This is a genomic window from Acidovorax sp. 93 (assembly GCF_003633835.1).
GTDB lineage: Bacteria > Pseudomonadota > Gammaproteobacteria > Burkholderiales > Burkholderiaceae_C > Acidovorax > Acidovorax facilis.
Genome location: NZ_RBIT01000001.1, coordinates 2509617 through 2533476 on the forward strand (window position 1 = coordinate 2509617; position 23860 = coordinate 2533476).

Below are 23860 nucleotides of genomic sequence, written 5' to 3' on the forward strand. Positions count from 1 at the left end.
GTTATGTCGATCGGTTTTCTGTGGCTCCGCGCAGGCCATGGCTGGGTGGCGCGCAGGCTCGCGCCCCGGCCTGTGCCGGTGGGGCGCGGCCAATGCGTCGGCCCTTGGGGTGGTTGGGGTTGGAGGACGCCGCTGCGCTATGCAGCAGCCGCCACCGCCGTGCGCTGGTGCGCGGCAATGAACCGGCCCGCCTGCTCCAGCGAGGCCAGCGCTTCATCCAACGCGGGCGCAAACAGCTGCCAGCAATGCACCATGCCGTCCCACACGGTGCAGTCCGCCGCCACACCCGCCGCCTTCAGGCGTGCGGCCATGGTCACGGCATCGTCGCGCAGGCGTTCCCAGCCGCCCACTTGCAGTTGCACAGGGGGCAGCCCTTGCAGATCGGCGCTGTAGAACGGGGTGACCGTGGGTGAACGCACATCGCCACCCGGCACGTACATGGCGTTGAAAAAGCCCATCAGCTCGCGCGTGATGAACGGGTCGTCCACCGTGTGGTGGGACGCACCTTCGGACGCCAGGTCCAGCGCGGGCGACAAGGCCACGATGGCCGCAGGCAGGGGCAAGCCCTGGTTGCGGGCACGCACCGCCGTGGACAAGGCCAGGTTACCGCCCGCCGAGTCACCCATCAGCGCGATGGCCGAAGCGGCATAGCCGTTGGCCAGCGCCCACTGGTAGGCCGCCAGAGCATCGTCGTGCGCGGCGGGCGCGGGGTGTTCCGGCGCCAGGCGGTAGTCCACGTTGAGCACCTGTGCACCGCTGAACTGCGCGAGGTACGAGCACAGCGCCCGGTGTGATGTGAGCGAGCCGAACACAAAGCCACCCGCGTGGTAGTAGATGACCAGCCTGCGCGGGTCCGCCTGCGGCGTGCTCAGCAACTCCGCAGCCATGGTGCCGCCCGCCCCGTTGGGGATGCGCAGCGTCTGGATGGGAAGCCCCTGGGCCAAGGGCATTCGCGAGTTGCTGGCGTCAAACCACGCACGCAGCTGCGCGGGGGTGGCTTGTGGTGGCGGCGGGTTTTGCGCGGCCATCTGCAAGATGGCCTCAAGCTGTTGTGCGGACATGTGTGGCCCCTTCGCTCAGAGGTAGGTGGAGGCGAGCCCGCCATCCACCGGCAGGTTGATGCCGCTCACCCAGCGTGCCGCGTCGCTGCACAGGAAGGCGATCACCGGCGCCACTTCGTCACTGAAAGCCGGGCGCTTCATGCGGTGGGCGTCTTTCTCCACCCGCTCCTGGCCCAGCATCTGCACAAAGTCGCCCAGGATGGGCGTGAACACCGGGCCGGGGGCCACGCAGTTCATGCGCACGCCGCGCTCCATGAAGATCTTTTGCGACTGGGTGTACGTCCACACGATCAGCGCTTCCTTGAAATATTGGTAGCAGGTCTCCTGCGGCACGGGATGCGCAGCCAGCCACTTGGCGCCTGCTTCAAAGCTGGTAGTGGCGCCCAGTGCGCGGTGCAGCTCCAGGCGCTGCGGCCACTCGGCCCCCAGGATGGAAGAGATATTGACGATGGAGCCGCCCTCGCCCATGCGTTCCAGCACGCGGTGTGTGAAGTGCCGCAGGCCCAGGTAGTTGACGCGGCCGACCAGCTCGGCGGGCGATGTGCCCGGCACGCCCGCAATGTTGGCCAGCGCATCCACCTTGGCAGGCAGTTGCGCCACGGCATCGTTGATGGCGGCCGGGTCGCCCAAATCCACCTGCACAAAGCCGTCGAGCGTGAGCGTGGGCGCATTGCGGTCCACACCGATCACGCGGGCGCCCTGCTGGCGGGCAAGCTTGGCAAAGTCTGCGCCGATGCCGGAGCAGCAGCCGGTGACGACGATGGTTTTGTTGTGTAGGGTCATGAAAGTTGTCTCCTGATTTTTGTGGGGGGCACAAGCCCTCGGAGCGGCCCAACCGCACCGAGGGCTTGCGATGTCAGAACGGGAATGCAGGTGGCGCGTCCTTCACGGTGATCCACTGCCACTGCGTGTATTCATCAATGTCGGCAGGCCCGCCCACGCTGCCCCCGTTGCCACCCACGCCAGGGCCCCCAAAGGGGTTGGTGCACTCGTCGTTCACCGTCTGGTCGTTGATGTGGACCATGCCTGCGCGCAGGCGCTGGCCGATGGCCATGGCGCGACCCACGCTAGGGCTGATGACGGCAGCCGCCAGGCCGCCCTGGCTGGTGTTGGCCAGTTGCACGGCCTCGTCGTCGGTGCGGAAGGTGACGAGGTTGGCCACCGGGCCAAAAGGCTCTTCGTCAAACGAACGGATGCCGGGCTTGACGCCCGAGAGCACCGTGGGCTTGTAGCCAAGGCCTTCGTAGGTGCCACCCGCTTCGAGCTTGGCGCCCTGGGCCACGCTGTCCTTGATGAGCTTGTCGAAGCGTTGCAGCTGTTTGGCGTCGATCATCGGCCCCAGGGCCACCTGGCCGCTGGCGCCATCGCCCACGGGCAGGTGCGTGGCCTTACCCACCATGCGTTGCACGATGCCTTCGGCAATCGACTCGTGCACCAGGATGCGGTTGGATGCCATGCAGATCTGCCCCTGGTGGAACCACGCGCCAAACGCGGCGGCGCTGGCGGCGGCGTCCAGGTCGGCGTCTTCCAGAATGATGAGGTTGTTGGCGCCGCCCAGCTCCAGCGACACCTTCTTGAGATGCTGCCCGGCCAACGCGCCAATGCGGCGGCCCACCGTGGGCGAGCCGGTGAAGGCGATCATGGGCACGCGCTCGTCCACCACCAGCGCCTCGCCCGCCTCGGCATCGCCGGGCACCACCTGCAGCAGGCCCTTGGGCAGGCCCGCTTCTTCAAACACGCGGGCCATGATGAAGCCACCGCTCACTGGCGTGCGCGTGTCGGGCTTGAGCACCACCGCATTGCCCAGCGCCAGCGCCGGGGCCACCGAGCGCAAGCCCAGGATGAGCGGGAAGTTGAATGGCGAGATCACCCCCACCACCCCGTGCGGCACGCGCCGCGCAATCGACAGGCGCCCCGGCGTGCTGGGCAGCACCTGGCCTTGGGCCTGCATGGGCAGGGCTGCAGCCAGGTGGCACAGCGTGATGGCCTCGCGCACCTCGTGCTGGCCCTTGGGCACGATGCCGCCGGTTTCGCGGGCGACTGTCATTGCCAGCTCGTCAAAGTGCTGCTCAAAAATGCTGGCCGCACGGTGGAACACCGCCGCACGCTCGCGCGGCCCCGTGGCCGCCCATGCGGCCTGCGCCTGCTGCGCACGGCCAATGGCGGCCTGCATGTCTGCCGCACTGGCAATGCCCACGCGGCTGAACACCTGGCCCGTGGCGGGCTCGAGCGCATCACGCGCCGTGCTCAGCACGGTAGACCACGCACCATCAAAGGCCTTGCCCGCCCACAGGCGGTTGTCCAGCAGGCCTGGTTTTTCTGAAACACCCATTGCATTGCTCCTTGGTTGAAATCAAAACCCACCGCATGGCTGCGGCGGTGTGACCTCAAATTGCAACGGGCGTACCAGCCCCGCCTGCCACCAAACCCCAAAACGCCTGAAAAACGGGCTTTTTGAGAGGGAGCGCTACGGACTTTCCCTAGGCCAAAACATGGCTGGCACGGGCGACTTTTTGCCACCAAATAGTTACCATTCATAAACAAATGGCACTACAAAGATTGATCAAATGATCACTTTTTGATCACTTTCTGATCCACAACCGGAGGCCCCCATGCCGAAGCGCCGCGTCTCTCTGGCCGACCTGCACCGCACCGCCGTGGGCCAAGGCCAGGCCTTGCTGGGCACCGTGCCTGCCGAAGCCCCCCGCGCCCTGGGTGGGTTCGACACCCATGGCATCAGCCAGCACACCCACCCCACGGTGGCCGACATCAGCGAATGCCTGTTCTTCTCCCCCGGCGACGGGCGTATCTGGCTGCAAGACCAGCGCATGATCCTGCTGCACTCCGAAGCGCTGGGCTCGCTGCGGCGCGAGCTGATCGACAGCATTGGCCTGGACAAGGCACGCGGCCTGCTGACCCGCGCGGGCTATGTGAGCGGCGCGCGCGACGCCCGCCTGGTGCGCCAGCAGTGGCCCGATGCCGAGCCCACCGCAGCCGCCATGGCGGGCACCCGCCTGCACGCGCTGGAGGGCGTGGTGCAGGTGGAGGTGGTGCACGCCCGCTACAACGCCGAGCTGGGCGAATACGACGGCGAGTTCCTCTGGCACAACTCCAGCGAAGACGACGAGCACATCGCCGCCTATGGCGTGGGCGGCTCGCCCGCGTGCTGGATGCAGGTGGGCTACGCCACAGGCTACGTCAGCACCCTGTTCGGCCGCATGATCGTCTTTCGCGAGGTGGACTGCAGATCCTCCGGCGCCGCGCACTGCCGCGTGGTGGGCAAATCGGCCGAACTGTGGGACGACCCCGAGCAAGACCTGTTCTACCTGAACGCCCAGGACTTTGTGGGCACCCCGCCCGCTTCGCTGCCCACCTCCATGCCCGCAGGGGCACAGGGCAAGGCCCGCACCACCTACCTGGGCGTGCCGCCGGGCAAGGCACCGGCATCCAGCCACGCAGGCCCCGCCGCCGACCCCACGGCAAGCGCCACCATGGTCGGCGCCTCATCCGCCTTCAACGCCGCCTGCCACATGCTGCAGCGCGTGGCACCCACCGCCGCCACGGTGCTTTTCACCGGCGAATCGGGCGTGGGCAAGGAGATGTTTGCCAGCATGCTCCACCGCATCAGCCCCCGCAGCAGCCAGCCCTTTGTGGCCATCAACTGCGCGGCCATCCCCGAGACGCTGGTGGAGAGCGAACTCTTCGGCGTGGAGCGCGGCGCCTACACCGGCGCAGGCACATCGCGCCCCGGCCGGTTTGAGCGCGCACACGGCGGCACCCTCTTCCTCGACGAAATCGGCACGCTGAGTTTGGTAGCCCAGGGCAAGCTGCTGCGCGCCCTGCAAGAAGGCGAGGTGGAGCGCGTGGGCGGCACCCGCACCGTGCGCGTGGACGTGCGCCTGGTGGCCGCCACCAACGTGGACCTGCGCCAGGCCGTGCGCGAAGGCACGTTCCGCGAAGACCTGTTCTACCGACTCAACGTCTTCCCCATCCACCTGCCCCCGCTGCGCGACCGGCGCGACGACATCCCCCTGCTGATGAGCCACTTCTTGGCCCACTACCAGCGCAAGCACCAGCGGCAGGTGCCCGGCTTTAGCCAGGCGGCCGTGAAGGCGATGTTTCACTACCCCTTCCCCGGCAACATCCGCGAGCTGCAGAACCTGATTGAACGGGCGGTGATTTTGGCGACGGATGGCGAACCGATTGAGCCGCACCATCTGTTTGCGGGGGGTGAGCAAAGTGGCGGGGGGGTGATGTCACTGCACCTGAATCCAAACAGCACGGCAACGCTGCATCCAACAGGGCAAGCGCAGCGCGAAGTTGCTGCAGGGGCGGTTGCTCCGCAGAACTCAGCACACTCGCAGCCCGCCTCCAGTTGGACCCCGACACCCGCCACCATACCGACGGTCGCGCCATTGCATCAGGCCGAGGAACAGCTGCTGCGGCAGGCGCTGCACAGCGCGGGGGGCAATGTGGCGTCAGCGGCGCGGCTGCTGGGGATCAGCCGGGCGACGATGGCGTATCGGCTGAAGAAGTTTGGCATTTGAGCATGGGCGACGCGAGGGACGCGCAACAGTAACGGGCCGCGGGGCACCTGGCGCGCTGCCGTCAAAGTGCTTGCCCAGGGCCAGCGATGGCGTTTGATCGGTGCATGGCGGACTGCCGCCTTCTTCTCGACCCGCTTCAGGATCCCACCCGCGCGTCGCGCCGGAGTGCTTGAGGCGGCTTGCCGAAGCCACGCATGAACGCTTCGCGAAGATGGCGCCGGTCGCGAAAACCCGTTTCGCGCGCAACCACCTCCAGCGGATGGCGGCTGCGCTCGATCATCAAGCGCGCCGCCTCCACGCGCAGACGCTCTACCGCCCTGGCTGGCGACTGGCCGGTCTCGGCCGTGAACACACGGCTGAACTGGCGCGGGCTGAGGTTTGCGGCCGCAGCGAGTTCTTCCACGTTCAGCGGCTGCGCCAGATGGCTGCGGGCATGCTCGAGCGCCCGCGCGATGCGGTCCGAGCGCGGTGCGAGGTTCAGGATTTCCGAATGCTGGGACTGGCCGCCCGAGCGGCGCTGGTGCATGACCAGCCGGTGCGCCACCGCTCGCGCCACGTCGTCGCCCAGGTCCTTCTCGACGAGGCCGAGCGCCAGATCCAGTTCCGCCGTCATGCCGGCCGAGGTCCAGATCGGGTCATCGGCGATGAAGATGCGGTCCGGCTCGACCTGGATATTGGGATGCCGCTGCTGCAGTGCGTCTGCATAAGCCCAGTGGGTCGTTGCGCGTCGCCCCGCCAGCAAGCCGGCCTCGGCCAGCACGAAGGCCCCGGTGCACAGCCCCACGGTCCGACGCGCACGAGCGCTGCACTTTCGCAGCGCATGCAGCAGGTCTGACGGCGAGGGCGTGGCCAACGGGTCGAGCACGCCGACCACCATCCAGGTATCGGCCGTGCTGCGTGCGGTAAAGGGACGCGTCTGCAGGGCCATGCCCAGCGATGCCTTGACGCTACCGCCAGGCATCGAGTGACAAGCCACCTCGTAGAAGGGTTCGCCCGCCACAACGTTGGCGAACTCGAACACCGCCTGCGTGGCCAGCGCCATCACCTGAAAGCCGGCCGGCAGGACGTAGCCGATCTTGTGCATTGTTTTCTCCGAAGTCGATGGCATAAAACGTGACTATAAGCGTCATTTACGCCAGATGCCAAGCAGCACAAAATTCGCTCCATCGCAACCACAAACGGATTACCACCATGACTCAGACGAACCTGGGCACCGCCCTCATCACCGGAGCCTCCTCCGGCATCGGCGCTCTCTACGCCGACCGCCTGGCGCAGCGCGGCTACGACCTCATCCTCGTTGCCCGCAACCGCGAACGCTTGAACCCGTTGGCCGCGGAGATCACCAGCCGCCACGGACGCGCAGTGGAGGTCTTCCCCGCCGACCTGAACGATCCGGTGGCGCTGCGCAGCGTGGAGAACAAGCTCAAGCGCGATGCCAGCATCACCCTGCTGGTCAACAACGCCGGCATCGGCACGCACACGCCGCTTCTGGAGAGCGACGTGGACCAGATGGCGCGCATGATCGACCTCAACGTCACGGCGCTGACCCGGCTGAGCTACGCGGCGGTGCCCGGCTTCGTGGCGCGCGGCAACGGTGCGTTGATCAACATCGCCTCCATCGTGGCCGTCTCGCCGGAAACCTTGAATGGCGTGTATGGCGGCAGCAAGGCTTTCGTGTTGGCCTTCAGTCAATCGCTGCAGCACGAGTTGGTCGGCAAGGGTGTGCGGGTGCAGGCCGTGCTGCCGGGTGCGACGGCCACCGAGTTCTGGGCACGCGGCGGCCTTCCTGTGGAGCACCTGCCGGCGCAGATCGTGATGCGTGCCGAAGACCTCGTGGATGCCGCCTTGCAGGGCTTCGAGCGCGGCGAGTTGGTGACGCTTCCTGCGCTGCATGACGGCGCCCTCTGGGATGCCTACGAAGGCGCACGCAAGGCGATGGCGCCCCACCTGTCGAGCAACGAAGCAGCGTCGCGCTACCAGCCCTTGCGTTAAGACCCTCTGAAAACTCAAAGAAGCCCGCTATGCAACGCACCAACAACGATTCACGCTCCACCATCAAGATCCCCGGAACCGAGGCGCACTTTCTCGATCCGCTGGAATCAGGCAAGGGAGGCCCCGGGCGCTTGCGCTATCTCTCCGGCGGAAAGGGGCCAGCCCTCGTCTTGCTGCACACCGTGCGTACGCAGGCCGAGCACTTCCGTCACCTCATCCCTCTCATCAAAGACAGGTACACCGTGTATGCCCTCGATCTCCCTGGAATGGGTTACTCGGAGATCGTGCCGGGCGCTTCCTACGAGGAGCCGGCCATGCGCGGGGCGGTCAAGAGCCTCATCACCCGGCTCGACCTGCGCGACGTCACGCTGCTTGGTGAGTCGATGGGAGCCACGCTCGCCCTCACCACCGCAGCCGATCTGCCCGAGAGAGTGCGGCGGGTTGTGGCGATCAATGCCTATGACTATGCGGGCGGCATCGCGCGGTCCAGCCTGCTGGCCCGGTTCGTCGTGACCGGCGCGCTGGCGCCGGTTGTCGGCAAGACCATCGCGGGCGTCCAACCCAAGCCGATCGTGCGCGCCGTGCTCCATGGGGGGCTCGGCGACACAGCCGCTCTGCGCGATGACTACCTCGATGAACTGTTGAAGGTCGGACGTCGGCCTGGCTATCCGGTCGTCGCCCGCGCGGTGTACGGCAACCTGCCCAGCCTCATCGCGGCCCGCGCCCGCTACCCCGAGGTCAAGGCACCCATCCACCTCATCTACGGAGAGAAGGATTGGTCGAGGCCCTCGGACCGGCAAGCCAACAAGCAATTTCTTCCCGCGGCCGAGTTTGTCCAGGTGCCTGGCGCCGGCCACTTCATCGTTCTTGAGCGGCCGGACGTCGCTGCGAAGGTGTTGAACGACGTGGCCTGACCCAAGTGCGTTTCGAAGACCGCAGGCAGATGCTGCCCGCACAAGTTTCGGCACCGCCAACACGCGGGTGCCGCTGGATCGACACCATACAAAACATATACAATTCGTATATATTTTATATAGAGTCAACCATGGGCATAGTCAAAATCTCCGACCAGATGCACGAAAACCTGCGCGTGGCCAGTGGCGCACTCAGCCGATCCATCAACTCCCAGGCAGAGCACTGGATGCGGGTGGGCATGCTGACCGAGATGTATCCCGACCTGGACCACCGCGAAATCTGCCAGCTTCTCGTGCGGGCAGAGCTGGCGGGCGGGCTGGACGTGGCGCTGGCGGCCACAGCGCAGCTGGACAAAGCGGGGGTACGCCCCGCCGGGAAGCACTGATGGCGCGCGGTGGTGGGGTGCCGATCCGCTCGGCCGAAGAACTGGTGATGGCGCGGCGGGCCGCACAACTGGCGGCCGAGGTGCTGGCGATGATCGAGCCGCATGTGGTGCCGGGCGTGACCACCGAAGCGCTGGACCGCCTGTGCCACGACCACATCGTGAATGTGCAGGGCGCGCGGCCTGCCAATGTGGGCTACCTGGGCTACCCCAAGACGGTGCTGACCTCGGTGAACCATGTCGTGTGCCACGGCATCCCCTCGCCCCAGCAGATGCTGAAGAAGGGTGACATCGTGAACATTGATGTGGCGGTGGAAAAAGACGGCTGGTACGGCGACACGAGCCGCATGTTCTGCGTGGGCACGCCCAGCGTGCTGGCCCAGCGGCTGGTGCGCACCACGTACGAGGCGCTGTGCGCAGGCATCCGCGAGGTAAAACCCGGCGCCACACTGGGCGATGTGGGCCATGCGATTGCCACCGCGGCGCAGCGCGAGAACTTCAGCGTGGTGCGCGAATACTGCGGCCACGGCATTGGCACCGTGTACCACGATGAGCCGCAGGTGCTGCACTACGGGCGGCGCGGCAAGGGGCTGCGGCTGGAGGCGGGCATGGTCTTCACCATCGAGCCGATGCTGAACGCAGGCCAGCGCGAGACGAAGGAGCTGGCCGATGGCTGGACGGTGGTGACCAAGGACCGCTCGCTCTCGGCCCAGTGGGAGCACATGGTGGCGGTGACAGACAGCGGCTTTGAGGTGCTGACAGCATGGCCGGGGGGCACGGGCAGCTACCCTGCGATTTAGGGATGGCCTGCACGAGGAGATTGCCGCATCAGCCGGGTGGCAGCTCCAGACGGGCCCAAGCGGCCATCACATCGAGCTGCTTCTTGATCCAGTCGGCAGACATCATGTTGGCGCCCCAGTGGTGGATGCGCGCCACGCCCTCCCCCATGTTCCACAGGTGCCGCAACTGCACGAAGAGCGGCAAGGCGGCGAGGTCGGCATCGGTGATATGGCCGCCGCCTGCGCGGTAGCCGGCCAGGTACTGCTGCCAGCGCTTGAGCAAGGCTTCGTCGGGCTCCATGGGGGCCTTGCGCGGCAGGTTCGACCACAGCCACACACACAGGTCATAGGTCAGGAACCCTGGCCCGGCGTCGTCAAAGTCAAAGAAGGCTGCGCGCCGCACACCCTCGGCATCGGTGGTCACATGGTTGTTGAAGCCATGCGTGTCGCCGTGGCACATCACGCGGGTCAGGGTGCCCTCAACATCAGCCAACTCGCTCAGAAGGCGCCCAACCAGTTGCCGGTAGGCATCCAGCACGGTGGGGGACAGATCAGGATGGGCGGCAAGGTAGTCCAGCGTGCGGCCTGCCAGATGGTGGCCGTCCAGCACATAGCGGCTTGCGGGGCCTGCGTAGCTTTGCGCAGCACTGTGAATCTGGGCCAGCGTGGCGCCAGTCAGGTGCAGCTCTTCTGGCGTATCGGGCACGACGCCGTCGCAGTGGCGAAACAGAACCAGCGCACGCGGCCCCTCAGGGAACGGCAGGGTAACGCTGGCAGCACCATTCGCAGCCAGGACCGGCGTGGCCACGCCCACACCCTGTGCGTGCAGGTGGGCCAGCAGCGCAACTTCAAAATCCACATTGAACGCACCGCGCGGCCGGATGGCACAAAGCCGCGCCACATAGCGGCTGCCGTCCGTGGCCCGCACGGCGTAGTTGTCATTGAGGTTGCGGCGGATCAGGTAGCACTGCTGCACTGGCAGGCCGTAGTGCTGCGCCACCCACACACTCACGGCAGAGGCAGCGGCTGTGGTGTGGGAGACGACCAGGTTGAGGTCACGGGAGGTGGGTGAAAGCATGCGGCATTCTCCATGGATGAAGCATGAAACACCCGTGCGACGTGGTTCGATGGGCTTGCACCCAGACGTTGTCGCTGCCTCCCAGGCTGGTACTAGCGGGAAAACAGCTACATCACGAGAAACTGCTTGAAATGGCTGCTACCGCCCGCTGGTATTGCACCATCGGTATCAAAACCATAGCACTCCACGTCGCCATCACCACGGCAGCTTGTCGCCGCTGTAGGCGTAAAAGCACCCCGTTTCCTCCACCGGCAACCCATCCAGCACCCGCAGCATGTCGCCCGCCGCATCGGCTGCCGGGCGGCCAATCTCCGCGCCATTGAACGGGGCCGACAAGGCCGAGTTGACGGTGCCCGGGTGCAGCGCCACCAGCACGGCCTGCGGGTGGGTGCGGGCCACTTCGATGGACGCTGTTTTTACCAGCATGTTGAGCGCGGTCTTGCTGGCGCGGTAGCTGTACCAGCCGCCCAGGCGGTTGTCGCCAATGCTGCCCACCTTGGCCGAGAGCACAGCCAGCACGCCGCGCCCCTGCTTGGGCAGCAGCGGGGCAAAGTGGGCCAGCACCAGCGCGGGGCCGAAGGTGTTGGTGCGGAAGGTGGCCTCCATCTGCGCGTAGTTCAACTGGCCCAAACGCTTTTCAGGCATGCCGTGGGGGCCGTGCAGCAGGCCTGCGGCGTGGATGATGCAGTGCCACGGCCCCTGGGCCTTGAGTTGCTGGGCGGCGGCGGCAATGGTGGCTTCGTCGTCCAGATCGACCGCCGGGTGGGTGTGGCGGCCCAGGCCCACGACCAGGGCGCAGCGCGGGTCGGCCTGCAGGTGGGCGAGGAAGGCGCTGCCGATGGCACCGGTGGAGCCGATGACGAGGGCGCGGTAGCCATCAGGCAGCGATTGCAAAGAAGTGAACGGCATTGCGGCGGGTTGTGCTTGAGACATGGCGCGGTTCTGCGGTGAAGGTGTCGTTGGGTGATTCGGCAGGCGGGCTACAGCGCATCCAGCCGCGTGCGCAAGCTGGCCGCATGCTCGCGCAGCGCATCCAGCTGCGGGCCCTGCATCTTTTGCAGCTGGCGGTACACCATGCCGAGGCGGAAGTTGCTACCCAGCGTGCCTTCGTTGCGCGCAAAAAAATCCCAATACAGCGCGTTGTAGGGGCAGGCCCGCTCACCCACTTTTTGATTCTTGTCGTAGTGGCAACCCTTGCAGTAGTCGCTCATGCGGTCGATGTACGCGGCGCTGCTCACATAGGGTTTGGTGGCCAGCAGGCCGCAGTCGGCAAACTGGCTCATGCCCACAGTGTTGGGTACTTCCACCCATTCAAAGGCGTCGATGTACACGCCCAGATACCAGCGGTGCACGGCGGCAGGGTCCAGCCCCGCCAGCAGCGCAAAGTTGCCGATGACCATGAGGCGCTGGATGTGGTGGGCATACGCATGCTCCAGCGACTGGCCCACGGCGTGCTGCATGCAGCGCATCTGGGTCTTGCCCGTCCAGAACCACGCTGGCAGTGGCGTGCTGTGGCCCAGGGCGTTGCGCTCGTCGTAGCCAGGCATGTGGGCCCAGTAGATGCCGCGCACATATTCGCGCCAGCCCAGGATCTGGCGGATAAAGCCCTCCACCGCTGGCAAGGGCGCGGTGCCTGCGTGGTAGGCGGCCTGGGCGCGTTGCACCACCTCGTGCGGGCGCAGCATTTTGGTGTTGAGCGCGAAGGACAGCAGGGAGTGAAAAAGCCGCGCGCTCTTGGTGCTCATGGCGTCTTCATACGCGCCAAAGTGCGGCAGTGTGGTGGTGATGAAGTGATCCAGCCACGCCAGTGCCTCGGCCCGGTTCAGCGGCCAGCGCAGTGCATGGGCCTGCGGGTTGCCAAAGCTCTGCACGCCTGCGGCCTGGATGGTGGCCCACAGGGCGCTGTGGTCGTGCGTGGGGCGGGCGTCGGGCGGCAGTGCGGGTGTGCCGGGCCAAGGCTTGCGGTTGTCGTGGTCGTAGTTCCATTGGCCACCTTCGGGCTCGCCAGCCTCGTCGATCAACACGCTGTGGCGCTGGCGCATGCGGCGGTAGAAGTGCTCCATGAGCCACTGCTTGCGGCCTTGGAACACCTCGGCCATTTCGGTGCGGGTGGTGTAGAAGTGCTCGCTGCTGACGGCCTGCACGGCAAAGGGTTGCTCTGCACCCCAGGTGCGCAGTTGCTCGTCCAGCCGCCATTCATCGGGGTGCTGGTATTGCAGCGTGTGCGCACCGTAGTGGGCCATGAGGGCGGCCAGGTTGTCGGGGATCGACTGGCGGTTGCTCGCGTCGCCAATCGCCACATAGCGCACGCGGTGCCCCGCCTCGCGCAGATGCCGGGCCAGGTCGCGCATGGCGGCAAAGATGGCGAGGATTTTTTGCGCGTGGTGCAGCACGTAGTCGGTCTCTTGCCGCACTTCCATCAGCACATAGACCACGCCCTCGTCCTGCGTTGCAAACCATGAATGCTCGGGGTTGAGCTGGTCGCCCAGCAGCAGTCGCAGGGTGTGAGTGCGGGACGGCGGCGTGGTCATGCCGTGCCCCACAGGCGGCGGTAGCTGCCATCGGCATCGTGGTCTTGCGCCTGCTTGATGGGGTTGAAGCGGCGCCCCCCGCGCGGGTCGGTGCCGCGCCCGGCGATGTAGAGCCAGTTGGCCTGGTTGCTGTAAACGTCGTAGTCCACCAGTTGCGATTCAAACCACGCAGCGCCTGCGCGCCAGTCGCTGTGCAGGTCGTACAGAAGATAGCTGGCTACGACCTGGCGCAGGCGGTTGCTCAGATACCCGGTGGCAGCCAGCTCACGCATGGCGGCATCGACCAGCGGCTCGCCCGTCTCGCCCCGGCACCAGTGGTCAAAGCCGCGCGGGTTGTGCGGGGCGGGCGGTAGTTCTGACAGGCCGCGCACCCGGTACAGCGCTGCGCCGTATTGCAGGTGCAGCAGCCGAAAGTAGTCGCGCCACAGCAGCTCAAACCACAGCCAGTAGGTGCCATCGTTCGCGCCGTGGTCGCGCTCAAAGGTTTTTAGATCGGCATAGATCTGGCGCGGCGAGAGTGCCCCCGTGGCCAGCCAGGGCGAGAACTTGCTGGAGTAGTCCAACCCCGTGAGTCCGTTGCGCGTGGCCTTGTAGCTGTGGGGCAGCTCGCGGGCCAGGTACTGCGCCAGATGGGCCAGCGCGGCAGCCTCGCTGCCATCACATGCAGGCGTTCCGTAGGGAAAGGACGAGCGGGCATCGGTGCCCTGGGGCAGTGTGGGTTGCTGGATGCTGGCAGCGCCCTGCTCTGCGCCCACGGCCTGCAACACGGGTGCAGGCACTTGGGGCGGCGGCAGCAGCCGGGCGGGTGCTGGCAGTGGTGCAGCGGGGGTGATGCCTGCACGCTCGACCTTCTGGCGGAAGCTGGTGAACACACCGGGCAGGTCAGAGGCAGGCCAGGGCATGTCGGCCGGGTGCAGCAGACTGCTGTGCCATACGGTACGTACTTGCAGGCCTGCCGCGCGCAGGGCTGCGACCTCGGCCTGTTCGTAGGGGGCGGCCATGTCTTCGCACACCACGGTGGTGGTCCCCACAGCCTGGGCCAGTTGCGGCAAGGCGGTGGCAGGCGGGGCTTGGCAGATGAGCAGCGGGTTGCCCAATGCACTCGTCTGTTGATGAAGCCCGCGCAGCGCTGCGGCGGTGAAGGCGCGGCGGTGGGAGCCTACGCGGGCAAAGCCCCAGGGGGTGGTCTCATCAGAGGCAGGCAGGCAAGCCACGGGCAGCAGATGGGTAGCCCCGCTGGTGAGCGCTGCGTGCAGCGCGGGCTGGTCGTGCAGCCGCAGGTCGTTGCGAAACCAGAACAGCACGGTGCTCATGCGGTGCCCTCCCCTGCCACGCCTTGCGAAGTGCTGCTGCGCTTGCGTTCACTGCGGCAGCGGTCGGAGCAGTACTTCACCTCGTCCCACACCTTCTCCCACTTCTTGCGCCAGGTGAAGGGCAGGCCGCAGTGTTGGCAAGTCTTCTGCGGAAGGTCTGATTTTTTGCGCATGCGCATGGCGGGCCTGTGGGTGGGTTACGCAGGCTTCAACACCTGCTGGGCCAGCGCACGCCCGCTGAGCCACGCGCCTTCGACCTTGCCTCCGTGCAACCAGTCGCCACACAGGCCCAGGCGCATTTGCGCATTCCACCAGCTGCCCTGCGTGAGCGCGGGTTCGGTGTCGGCATAGCGCCAGCGGTGGGCGGTGGCCGCCAAAGGTGCGGGGCCACCCAGGGCGGCAAAGGCAGCGAGCAATGCGGTGGTGACCGACTCGGCGCTGTCTTCGATGTGGGCTTCGCTCCATTCGGGGCTGGCGTGCAGCAGCCAGGTTTCTTGCCCCGTGCGGCCGGGTTTGCTGCTGTCGCGCGCCACCCAGCGCAGTGGGCCGGTGTTGATGAACGCACCCTCCCACGGCAGGGCCACGGGGCCTGCGTAGCGCAGCATCACAGCCCAGCTGCCACGCATGCGTGCGCTGGCGGCCAAGGCGGCGCCTGCAGGGGCCAGGGGCGTCAGCAAGGGCACGGCCTGCGGGGCAGGCACGGCCAGCAGCACGGCACTGTAACGCGGGCTGTGTAGGCCATGTTCCGCCGAGGTGATGGCCCACCCGCCCTCGGTGTGGTCCAGCCGCTGCACGGTGGTTTGCCACTGCGCCAGCGCAGGCTCGCCCAGGTGCTGCACCAGCCAGGCGGCGGGCGACGTCATGCGCGGGGTGCCCACAAACCGCTCCAGCGAAGTGGCCGGGGTGGTCCAGGCGGTGCCGTCAAAGCTGGCCAGCCGGGCATCCCACAAAGCCGCCACACCGGCTTGCTGCCAGCGGGCCACTTCGGCGCGAAAGGCCGGGTCGCGGGCGGTGAAATATTGGGCGCCGTGGTCGCACTGCCAGGGGCCGCTGTCATCTTCGGCGCGGCGGGTACTCATACGGCCAGACGGGCCCCGGGCTTTGTCGAACACATGCACCGTGTGCCCCGCCTGCAGCAGCGCCTGCGCGCACGACAAGCCCGCCAGGCCTGCGCCGACGATTGCGATGGGCAAAGAGGTGGTAGCGCCACTCATGGCTGCGGGTCCGTGCGGTCATGGGTCACCCAGATCAGCGCCTGGGTGTCTATGCCCAGGGCCTGTGCGCGGGCGATTAGCTGCTCGCGCACACCAGGGGGCAGCTGCTTGGTGCGCGACAGGATCCAGCAGTAGCTGCGGTCCGGCCCCACCACCAGCGCCCACTGGTAGCTGGCATCCAGCGCGGCCACGTGGTAGCCGCCGTAGAACGGGCCAAAGAACGACACCTTGAGTGAGGCGGTGTTGGCATCGCCCGTGAACAGGGCCTTGCCCTTGGCCTGGCGCCAGTCGTTTTTGCCGGTGTCAAAACCCCGGTTGAGCACGCGCACGCTGCCGTCCGCCTGGCGCTGGTAGGTGGCGCTCACGTCCGTCATGCCGCGTTCAAACGAATGGTCCAGCCGGGCCACTTCGTACCAGCGGCCCTCGTAGCGGGCTAGGTCAAACGGGGTGACGGGCGTGATGCCCTCGGGCGGGCGGGTGGACGAGCAGCCACTCAAGGCGAGCAAAAACACGGCCAGCCCTAACCAGGCGCAGCGGCGGAAGCAGGATAGGAAGAAGAACATAAATTACCAATCGGTCACAAAACAAACCAATTGGTATTCTGCCACCACCAGCGCTGCTGCGGCGAAAGCCCGGCGCGAGCGCCTACCATGGGCCACCCGTAAACTCTGCCCATGACTTTTCAAATCACCGTTTACTCCAAATCCGCCTGCCCCCAATGCGATTCGGCCAAGAAGCTGCTGCAGTCGCGTTCGCTGCCTTTTGAGGAAATCAAGATCGACGACGATGCCGAGCGCCTGGCGTTCTATGCGAAGTGCGGGCCTTCGGTGCGGCAGATGCCACAGATCTTTATCAACAACCAGCGCGTGGGCGGACTGGCGGGGCTGCAGGCTGCGCTGGCGCAGATCGGCCAGTGACACCTGCTTTCGTCCCTCCCCTGGTTATTGGTACTTCGCAGCGGTGATGAACTCGCTGAAGGTTTCGCACCACACGATCACGGTGTTGAACTTGGCCGGGTCCACGCCCTGCGGCAACGGGACGATGAAGTTGTTGAACGTCTTCACATCGCCCACGCGCTGCATCTGGGGCTTGAGGCGCTTGAAGTCTGCCTCGGTCTCGACAAACTCGGGCGACAGGTAGAGCTTGTAGTCCGGCCCCGGGGCCAGCTTGCCCACCAGGCTGATGGCCTGCGGGCTGATGGACACGGCGCCTTCGCCCCAGTGCAGGGCGTCGCTGTCTTTCAGGTCACGGCGGAACGTGGCAGTCCATTGCGCAGCGGGCTGGCTTGACTGGATTTGCTGCAGCGTGGGGGCGTCGGGCGCGATCAGGATCGGCAGCACATACACACCCAGCGCAAACCCGATGACCAGGGTGAGCAGGTGCGAGGCGATGAGCAGCAGAGGTTTCATGGCAGCGGGTTCAGTGGACTGAGCCCAATGTACTGCGCAGCGCCCTCGCCTTCAACGCTGCGCTGCTCCCCGGTGTCCGATCAGGATGCGCGGGCCAGAAAGCCATCCACCAGTGCGTAGTGCTCCGGCACATTGAGCGCGGGCGCGTGGCCGCAGCCGGGCACCTCCACCACCTGGGCCAAGCCACGGGCGCCAGGCCCCCGGGTCAGCATCTCGGCGGTGGTATCGCGCAGCACCAGGTCCGACTCTTCGCCACGCAGGCACAACACGGGGATGTCGAGCGCGTCGTAGTGGTCCCAGATCAGGTAGTCGTTGGTGTGGTGGGTGAACTGCTGCACCATGGCCGGGTCGTAGTGCGGCGTCACGCGGCCGTCGGGCAGGCGGCGGGTACTGCTCTCGGTCAGCAGGCGCCACTGCGCATCGCTGAGCCAGCCGTAGGGCGTGTAGACCTGCCGGAAGAACGCCTCCAGCTCCCGCACGGTGTCGAACGCGGGCGGGTGGCCTGCGTAGGCCTTGATGCGCTCCAGCGCGGCGTCGGCCAGGCGCGGGGCGTTGTCATTGAGCAGCAGGCTCTGGATGCGGCCCTTGAGCTGCGGCTCGAACAAACCCGAGGCGCACACGGTGCCGATGGCCCCGCCCATCGACGTGCCCACCCAGTGCGCTTTCTCGACACCCAATTGGTCGAACAGATCGGCCGCAATGCGCGCGTAGAACGAGAGGCGGTATTCGTCCTGCGGTGCACGCGCCCACTGGCTCAGGCCCCGACCCAGGGTGTCGGGGCAGATCACGCGATAGCGGGACGCGAGGTGGGCGGCCAGGGGGTCCATGTCGCGCCCGGTGCGCGCCAGGCCGTGCCAGGCAATCACCACCGGCGCGTCGGGCGCACCCCACTCCGTGGTGTGGATTTCATAGCCAGCGCAGGTGAGGTAGCGCGAGGTGGGGGACATGATGGCGACCTTGTGGAACAGAGAATAAAAAAGGATCGGCGGCTCACTTCATGAGGCGGCCATTGCTGCCAATGACAGTGACCTCGACATACCGTGAGCCGATGCGGTTGGTGGGGGAGTAGCCCAGCGTGATGCCGCCGAGGTCAAAGCTCTGCAGAGACTCCAGCGCCTTGACGACCTTGGCGCGCGTGGGCGCGGGCCCGGCACGGCGCAGGGCCTCGACCAGCACCTTGGCGCCCAGAAACTGCTCGAAGCTGGTGTAGTTGACCTCGGCCTCGGGGGCGTATTTCTTGAGCAGCGACTGGTATTCACGCACCACCGGCAACTGGGGCCGGTAGGGGTACGGCACCACCTGGCTGATGCCCAGGCCGTGCGCGTTCTTCAGGCCCGCGAGCTTGACCAGCTCGGTCGGGTCCACCACCGAGATGTTGTAGAGCTGCGCGCCACCGCCCTGCTCGCGGTAGCGCTGGATAAAGGCCGCCGCAGGCTTGTTCACCGCGATCATGATGACCGCGTGCACATCGGCGGCCTTGATGGCTTTGACGGCTTCATCGACCTTGTCGGTATTGCGCTCGTAGCCTGCTGCCAACACCAGCTTGAGGTTGCGCTTGGCCAAGGCAGCCTCCACCCCCGCCAGGCCCGCCCTGCCAAAACCGTCGTCCTGGTACATCACGGCCACACGGTTCATGCCCAGGGTGGTGAGCTGCTGCACCATGTGCTCGGTCTCATCGACATAGCCTGCGCGCACATGAAAGATCCACGGGTTGAACGGGTTGCGCAGCGATTCGCCCCCCGTGTAAGGCGCCACCAGCGCCGCACCGCCCTCTTGCAACACGCCGTCTGCCAGCAGCTGGGTGATGTTGGCCGTGCCCGCAAAGCCATACAGCGCCACCACCTCGGGCTTGGCCAGCATCTCGCGGGTGAGCTTCACGGTGTCGGCCACCTTGTAAGCGTCGTCGGCCACCTCCTGGCGGATGGTCGCGCCGTGCACGCCGCCCTGGGCGTTCACCCAGTCAAAGTAGATCTTGCCGCCCAGCACCATCTGTGCGCCAGTGCTGGCCAGCACTCCGGTGAGCGGTGCCACCTGCCCCACCACAATCTCGGCGGCGTGCAGCAAGGGCGCCGTGGCCCCGCCCCACAGCACCGCCAGTGCTGCCGCCGCACGGCGGCTCCATGTCTTGACCTTGTCCATTCGGTTCATCCCCTGTTTGTGTTGCTTGCAGCCGCGCCCACGGGCGGCGCAAGGGCCGATGGCCCCCACGCGTGCCCGGTGGGCGGCGGTGACGGTGTGTCGTCTGGCAAAGCTCCTTGGGTCAGTCGGGGATGGCAATGGCGCCCGCCGTGATGGCGATGGCGTTGGCGGCAGCAGGCGTGGTAGCCAGCGGCGGCACGTTGGCGGCGGTGATGGCCGGGGCGCTGCCCGGTGTGCCGCCGCGCGGCACGGTGCGCACCACCTGGCTGGCGGGCAGCGCCTTGCCGCTGGCGAGGTGGTCGTACACGGCGTCGAGCGCGTGGTTCAGGTACACATGCAGCGGCACGTAGCGGCTGTCATAGCCCGGCAGCACCGTGGGCAGGCCTATGAAGCTGTCAAAGTGCTGGGCGTTGGCCACTTCCATATAGCTGAGCTTGCTGGCGGCGCCTTCGACCTTCTTGTTCAGCGCGGCGTATGGGCGCGAGGTGTGGCTCACAGGCAGCAGCGCATCGGCACGGCCGTGCACGATCACAGCGGGCTTGCCGCGCAGGTTGCCGTTGCGGCGGGTTTCGTCCACACCGGCCTGCAGCTTCTTGGCAGCGGTGTCATTGCCGGTGACGAGGTTGCGCAGGCACAGCGCGCCGCTCAGGTTCCAGTCGGCGACACCGGCGTCCGACACCGACAGGAAGTCGCGCGCCGGGCCCAGCTTGCCGAGGTTGTTGACCAGGTTGATGCCGCCCGAGGGAGGCACACCGTTGCCGGTGGCAAACATACCGGGCAATGCAGCGGCGGCCAGCGGGATGACCCCGCCAGTGGCCGCCGTGGCAGCGTAGCTGAAGCCGCAGAGGTTGTCCTGCACGCTGGCACGCGAGAGGCCGTTGGCAAAGGTCACGGCCACGGCGGGGGACACTTCAAACGCGGCCATGGAGGCATGCAGGTCGTTGGACTCGGGCTCCCAGCCATAGGCGCGCAGCTTTTGCAATGCCTCTTCGGCCTGCGTGGCCGTGGTGCTGGCCGTGAGCAGCCCTGCCGCCTTAAGCGACGCGCAGCGGTTGGGCGCAATGGGCAGCGCAGCGCTGGCAAACCCGGCCGCAAACGCGGCGGCAAACGGACTGGTGCTGACCGAGGGCGCAAGCGACGCGCAGGCCTGGTAGAGGTTGGCGTAGGTGGTGAAGTCCACCAGCGTCTTGCCGGTGACGGCCACGTCGGCGCTGCCCCGGCGCACCGTAACACCGGGGTTGGCGGGCATCTCGATGGCGGGCTCGGACACGGCCACGCCGCTGATCAGGCCCTGCGTGTCCAGCTCGGCCGCAGCTATGGCCGCACCGCCACCGTTGGAGATGCTCGATGCGATGACGATGGTGTTGGCCGGTGTCAGCGTCTTGAGGCGCTGGCCCGATGCGTCGGTGGCGCCGTAGCGCTGGTTGAGCACGTAGTAGCCAAACTCCACGGCCTGCAGAGTGCTCGTACCCCAGTCCTTCTCAGAGTTCTGGCCCGAGTGAGCGTGCTTGAAGGCAAAGCGGTTGGGGGTGGCGGTGTTGAAGGCGGCCAGCTCGGTGGCCGTGAGGCCCGCGTTGAAGGCTGCGGCCTTGCCCGCTGCGGCGGCCGTGGTGCGTGTGCCGTCGATCAGCGGCACGGTGTCGTTCATGAGGTCATGCGGCGCGCCGCCCGTGCCCTTGTCGGAGTACGCCACGGCGCAGCCCTTCTTGAGGCCCCACTCGCCCGTGGAGATGCCGCCATACACGCCGCGCGAGCCTGAGGTGGTGGCGGTGATCATGCAGGGCTTCTTGGGGTCGAAGCTGGCGGGCACCTGCACCATGAGGGTGACGTTCCTGCGGCCCGTGCCGTCGTCGGCAAACGCGATGTATTCGGTGCCGGGTACCTTGCCCTCACCGGTGATGACCTTGCCTTGCGCATCCACATTGGGGCCGTAGAGCGTGCCGTAGCCGCCGGCCGCCGTCATGTCGAGCATGGCGCGGTAGTTGGTGTGGATGGCGGTGCGGCGCAGCTCAGCCGCCGTGGGCTTGAGGGGATCAGCAAACGCAGGGGGCGCGGCAGCGGCCAGACCCGTGGCGCCCAGGCCCGCTGTGAGCAGGTCATTGCTGCTGCCGTCGTATGTGGTCTCGCTGATGGTGCCCAGGTAGCCGGGCTTGGTGTTGGGGGCGGCGCTGTCGCCGCTGCTGCCACCGCAGGCAGCAAGCACCGCAGCGGCCAGCGCTGCGGGCAGGAACGGATGGGAAAGGGGACGAGAAACGGGACGGAAACGGGGGTTCTTGATGTTCATCTTCATGTGCTTGTCTCCTGGAGTTTTTCTTTGCTTCTTGTTGCACAGCTCACCCACACACCCAGGCCACGCCGGTCCTCCGGCGCGGCCGGGCCACTTACCCCGCCTTGCGCGCAGCTGCCGCGCGCAGACGCCCCACCACACCGGTAGGGAAGTAATAGACCGAAAGAACGAAGAGCACTCCTAGCCACAGCAGCCAGCGGTCAGGCGAGAGCAATGCCGACAGCCAGGGCAGACCCGTGGCAGCCTCGCTGCCTAGCCGCAGCAAGTCTTGCAGGTAGCTTTGCGCCACGAGGAAAAGCACCGCCCCGATGGCAGAGCCATAGATGGTGCCCATGCCACCGATCACCACGATGAGCAGGCAGTCCATCATGATTTCGAAGCTCAGCGAAGTGTCCGGCCCGTTGTAGCGCAGCCAGAGCGCCAGCATGCAGCCTGCCAGCGTGGCGAACAGGGCCGACAGCACGCTCGATGTAGTGCGGTACACCACCACGCGGTAGCCAATGGCCTCTGCACGGAATTCGTTCTCGCGGATGGCCTGCAGCACGCGGCCAAACGGCGAGTTGACGATGCGCAGCAGGGCCAGCACCAGCGCCACCGCGGTGACGAACAGCAGGTAGTAGCAGATCAGGCGCCCGTCGATGGTCACGCCCAGAAAGGGCTCTTCGAAGGGCTCGAAACTGGGCGACAGGAATTCGGGCACCTTGAAGGTGAGGCCGTCTTCACCGCCGGTGATGTCGGACAGCTGCGAGGCCAGCGTCTGGAACGCAGCGGCCACCGCCAGCGTGATCATGGCAAAGAAGATGGCGCGCACGCGCAGCGAGAACAGCCCCACCGCCAGCGACAGCAGCAGGGACAGCAGCAGCGCGCCACCAATGCCAACGCCCAGCGCCGTCCAGGTGGGGCCCAGGCGCGTGGTGGCCACTGCGATGCCATAGGCCCCGATGCCAAAGAACATGGTGTGCGCAAAGCTCACGATGCCGGTGTAGCCCAGCAGCAGGTCAAAGCTGGCGACCAGCACCACAAAGATCAGCACCTTGGCCGCCACCGACAGCGCCTTGACGCCCGGGAACAGGAACGGGGCAAACGCCAGCCCGATGAGGATGGCCACCAGGATCACTGCCAGCACCTTGCTGCGCGGGTAGTCGTTGGAAAGAAGACGGTTCAACATGGTCTTGTTTCCTCAGCGGTTAGCGACCGGATAGACGCCCTGGGGTCGCCACAGCAAGATGGCCACCATCAACGCGATGTTGGAGAACAGCGCCACCTTGGGCACCAGAAAGCCGGTGTAGTTGGCCATCAGCCCCACCAGCAGCGCGCCGATGAGCGCGCCACCCGTGCTGCCGAGGCCTCCGATGATGATCACGATGAAGATCAGCACATTGACCTGTGCGCCCATCTGCGGGATCACGTTCTGCTGGTAAAGCCCCCACATCACGCCGCCCAGGCCCGCCAGGGCCGAGCCCACCACGAACACGCCCACGAACAGGCGGCGGATGCGGTAGCCCAGGCTCTCCACCATCTCGCGGTCTTGCACGCCAGCGCGGATGAGCAGGCCCACCTTGGTGCGCGACAGCGTCCAGGCCAGTACGCCGAAGACCACCAGGCCCACCGCCACGGCGATCAGGCGGTATTTTTCGATGGCGGCATCGCCCACCAGCAGCGAACCGCGCATGGCTTCGGGCAGCGGCAGCGGGATCTGCGCGGGGCCCCAGATGACCTTGATCAGCTCTTCGCCGATGATCATGCCGCCCATGGTGATGAGGATCTGCTTCAGGTGCTGGCCGTACACGGGCCGCACGATGAAGCGCTCGAACGCCAAGCCCACCGCCCCGGCGACGGCCATGGCCACGAGCATGGCGGGCAGCACGGCCATCAGGTTGCGCCACAGGTCAGCGCTTTGGGTGTAGTCGCCCATGGCGCCCAGCACGCTGGTGGCCACGAAGGCGCCCAAGGCGATGAACACGCCGTGGCCGAAGTTGAGCACGTCCATCAGGCCGAACACCAGCGTGAGGCCCGAGGCGATGATGAAGATGATCATGCCCATCGCCAGGCCCGCCACGGTGAGCGTGAGCCAGGTGCTGGGTGAGCCGATGAAGGGCAGCACCAGCAGCGCGAGCGCGGGCACCAGAGCCAGGGGCTTCCAGTCGAAGTCACGGGTGATGGCGCTCATACGCGGCCTCCTTGCATGGCAGGCGGCATCTGCGCATTTGCTA

At 66.6% G+C, this 23860-nt stretch carries 23 protein-coding genes; 6 read left to right on the forward strand and 17 right to left on the reverse strand.

Annotated features, from left to right (window positions below):
• Positions 1–137: 137 nt before the first annotated feature.
• The 3 genes from C8C93_RS11445 to C8C93_RS11455 all read right to left on the reverse strand — a co-directional run bounded on the left by C8C93_RS11445 (position 138) and on the right by C8C93_RS11455 (position 3393).
• Positions 138–1061 carry an alpha/beta hydrolase gene (locus tag C8C93_RS11445; RefSeq protein WP_121506971.1) on the reverse strand — a complete coding sequence of 308 codons (924 nt, stop codon included), beginning with the start codon at positions 1059–1061 and terminating at the stop codon, positions 138–140.
• Between the two features lie 15 nt (positions 1062–1076).
• On the reverse strand, positions 1077–1844 hold the full coding sequence (locus tag C8C93_RS11450; RefSeq protein WP_121506972.1) for a coniferyl-alcohol dehydrogenase: 768 nt from the start codon (positions 1842–1844) through the stop codon (positions 1077–1079).
• Between the two features lie 73 nt (positions 1845–1917).
• Positions 1918–3393: a benzaldehyde dehydrogenase gene (locus C8C93_RS11455; RefSeq protein ID WP_121506973.1), complete on the reverse strand. Its 1476-nt coding sequence runs from the start codon at positions 3391–3393 to the stop codon at positions 1918–1920.
• A gap of 280 nt (positions 3394–3673) precedes the next feature.
• Here C8C93_RS11455 and C8C93_RS11460 point away from each other — a divergent pair, with 280 nt between their 5' ends.
• Positions 3674–5608: a sigma-54-dependent Fis family transcriptional regulator gene (locus C8C93_RS11460; RefSeq protein WP_121506974.1), complete on the forward strand. Its 1935-nt coding sequence runs from the start codon at positions 3674–3676 to the stop codon at positions 5606–5608.
• Positions 5609–5744: 136 nt separating this feature from the next.
• On the opposite strand, the gene C8C93_RS11465 is transcribed toward C8C93_RS11460, so the two are convergent.
• Positions 5745–6692: a GlxA family transcriptional regulator gene (locus C8C93_RS11465; protein WP_121506975.1), complete on the reverse strand. Its 948-nt coding sequence runs from the start codon at positions 6690–6692 to the stop codon at positions 5745–5747.
• A 107-nt stretch (positions 6693–6799) separates the two neighbouring features.
• On the opposite strand from C8C93_RS11465, the gene C8C93_RS11470 reads away from it, so the two are divergent.
• The 4 genes from C8C93_RS11470 (at position 6800) to map (ending at position 9697) form a co-directional block, all read left to right on the forward strand.
• The gene (locus C8C93_RS11470; RefSeq protein ID WP_121506976.1) at positions 6800–7600 is read left to right on the forward strand and encodes an SDR family oxidoreductase; all 801 of its coding nucleotides are present in this window, start codon (positions 6800–6802) and stop codon (positions 7598–7600) included.
• Between the two features lie 29 nt (positions 7601–7629).
• Positions 7630–8514 (forward strand): alpha/beta fold hydrolase, encoded by an 885-nt coding sequence (locus C8C93_RS11475; RefSeq protein ID WP_121506977.1) that lies wholly within the window; start codon positions 7630–7632, stop codon positions 8512–8514.
• A 131-nt stretch (positions 8515–8645) separates the two neighbouring features.
• Positions 8646–8900, forward strand: a complete 255-nt coding sequence (locus C8C93_RS11480; protein WP_121506978.1) for a ParD-like family protein — start codon at positions 8646–8648, stop codon at positions 8898–8900.
• Positions 8900–9697 (forward strand): type I methionyl aminopeptidase, encoded by a 798-nt coding sequence (gene map, locus C8C93_RS11485; protein ID WP_121506979.1) that lies wholly within the window; start codon positions 8900–8902, stop codon positions 9695–9697. The genes C8C93_RS11480 and map overlap by 1 nt, the downstream gene beginning before the upstream one ends.
• A 28-nt stretch (positions 9698–9725) precedes the next feature.
• Here the strand turns inward: map and C8C93_RS11490 are convergent, their stop codons facing one another.
• The 7 genes from C8C93_RS11490 to C8C93_RS11520 form a co-directional block, all read right to left on the reverse strand.
• Positions 9726–10754, reverse strand: coding sequence for a phosphotransferase enzyme family protein (locus C8C93_RS11490; protein ID WP_121506980.1), 1029 nt, complete (start codon positions 10752–10754; stop codon positions 9726–9728).
• A gap of 195 nt (positions 10755–10949) precedes the next feature.
• Entirely contained in the window at positions 10950–11687 is a 738-nt protein-coding gene (locus C8C93_RS11495) for an SDR family NAD(P)-dependent oxidoreductase (protein WP_199727018.1), read from the reverse strand.
• A 47-nt stretch (positions 11688–11734) separates the two neighbouring features.
• Positions 11735–13285 (reverse strand): cryptochrome/photolyase family protein, encoded by a 1551-nt coding sequence (locus C8C93_RS11500; protein ID WP_121506982.1) that lies wholly within the window; start codon positions 13283–13285, stop codon positions 11735–11737.
• Positions 13282–14598 carry a DASH family cryptochrome gene (locus C8C93_RS11505; RefSeq protein ID WP_121506983.1) on the reverse strand — a complete coding sequence of 439 codons (1317 nt, stop codon included), beginning with the start codon at positions 14596–14598 and terminating at the stop codon, positions 13282–13284. Before C8C93_RS11505 ends, C8C93_RS11500 begins: the two co-directional genes overlap by 4 nt.
• Complete coding sequence (locus tag C8C93_RS11510; protein ID WP_121506984.1) at positions 14595–14777, reverse strand: DUF2256 domain-containing protein; 183 nt, start codon at positions 14775–14777, stop codon at positions 14595–14597. Before C8C93_RS11510 ends, C8C93_RS11505 begins: the two co-directional genes overlap by 4 nt.
• Positions 14778–14795: 18 nt before the next feature.
• Positions 14796–15812 (reverse strand): NAD(P)/FAD-dependent oxidoreductase, encoded by a 1017-nt coding sequence (locus tag C8C93_RS11515; protein ID WP_121506985.1) that lies wholly within the window; start codon positions 15810–15812, stop codon positions 14796–14798.
• A complete protein-coding gene (locus tag C8C93_RS11520) occupies positions 15809–16375 on the reverse strand; it encodes a lipocalin family protein (RefSeq protein WP_121506986.1) in 567 nt (188 codons plus the stop codon). The genes C8C93_RS11515 and C8C93_RS11520 overlap by 4 nt, the downstream gene beginning before the upstream one ends.
• A 111-nt stretch (positions 16376–16486) precedes the next feature.
• On the opposite strand from C8C93_RS11520, the gene C8C93_RS11525 reads away from it, so the two are divergent.
• On the forward strand, positions 16487–16729 hold the full coding sequence (locus tag C8C93_RS11525; protein WP_121506987.1) for a glutaredoxin domain-containing protein: 243 nt from the start codon (positions 16487–16489) through the stop codon (positions 16727–16729).
• Between the two features lie 24 nt (positions 16730–16753).
• Here C8C93_RS11525 and C8C93_RS11530 read toward each other — a convergent pair whose 3' ends face one another.
• From C8C93_RS11530 to C8C93_RS11555, 6 genes are all read right to left on the reverse strand, one after another.
• On the reverse strand, positions 16754–17221 hold the full coding sequence (locus C8C93_RS11530; protein ID WP_121506988.1) for a DM13 domain-containing protein: 468 nt from the start codon (positions 17219–17221) through the stop codon (positions 16754–16756).
• Positions 17222–17301: 80 nt separating this feature from the next.
• Positions 17302–18168, reverse strand: a complete 867-nt coding sequence (locus tag C8C93_RS11535) for an alpha/beta fold hydrolase (protein WP_121419559.1) — start codon at positions 18166–18168, stop codon at positions 17302–17304.
• 43 nt (positions 18169–18211) lie between these two features.
• A complete protein-coding gene (locus C8C93_RS11540) occupies positions 18212–19369 on the reverse strand; it encodes an ABC transporter substrate-binding protein (protein ID WP_121506989.1) in 1158 nt (385 codons plus the stop codon).
• Positions 19370–19481: 112 nt separating this feature from the next.
• Positions 19482–21650: a D-(-)-3-hydroxybutyrate oligomer hydrolase gene (locus C8C93_RS11545; RefSeq protein ID WP_121506990.1), complete on the reverse strand. Its 2169-nt coding sequence runs from the start codon at positions 21648–21650 to the stop codon at positions 19482–19484.
• Positions 21651–21741: 91 nt separating this feature from the next.
• The gene (locus tag C8C93_RS11550; RefSeq protein WP_121419556.1) at positions 21742–22815 is read right to left on the reverse strand and encodes a branched-chain amino acid ABC transporter permease; all 1074 of its coding nucleotides are present in this window, start codon (positions 22813–22815) and stop codon (positions 21742–21744) included.
• Positions 22816–22827: 12 nt separating this feature from the next.
• A complete protein-coding gene (locus C8C93_RS11555) occupies positions 22828–23817 on the reverse strand; it encodes a branched-chain amino acid ABC transporter permease (RefSeq protein WP_055400436.1) in 990 nt (329 codons plus the stop codon).
• Positions 23818–23860 lie beyond the last annotated feature (43 nt).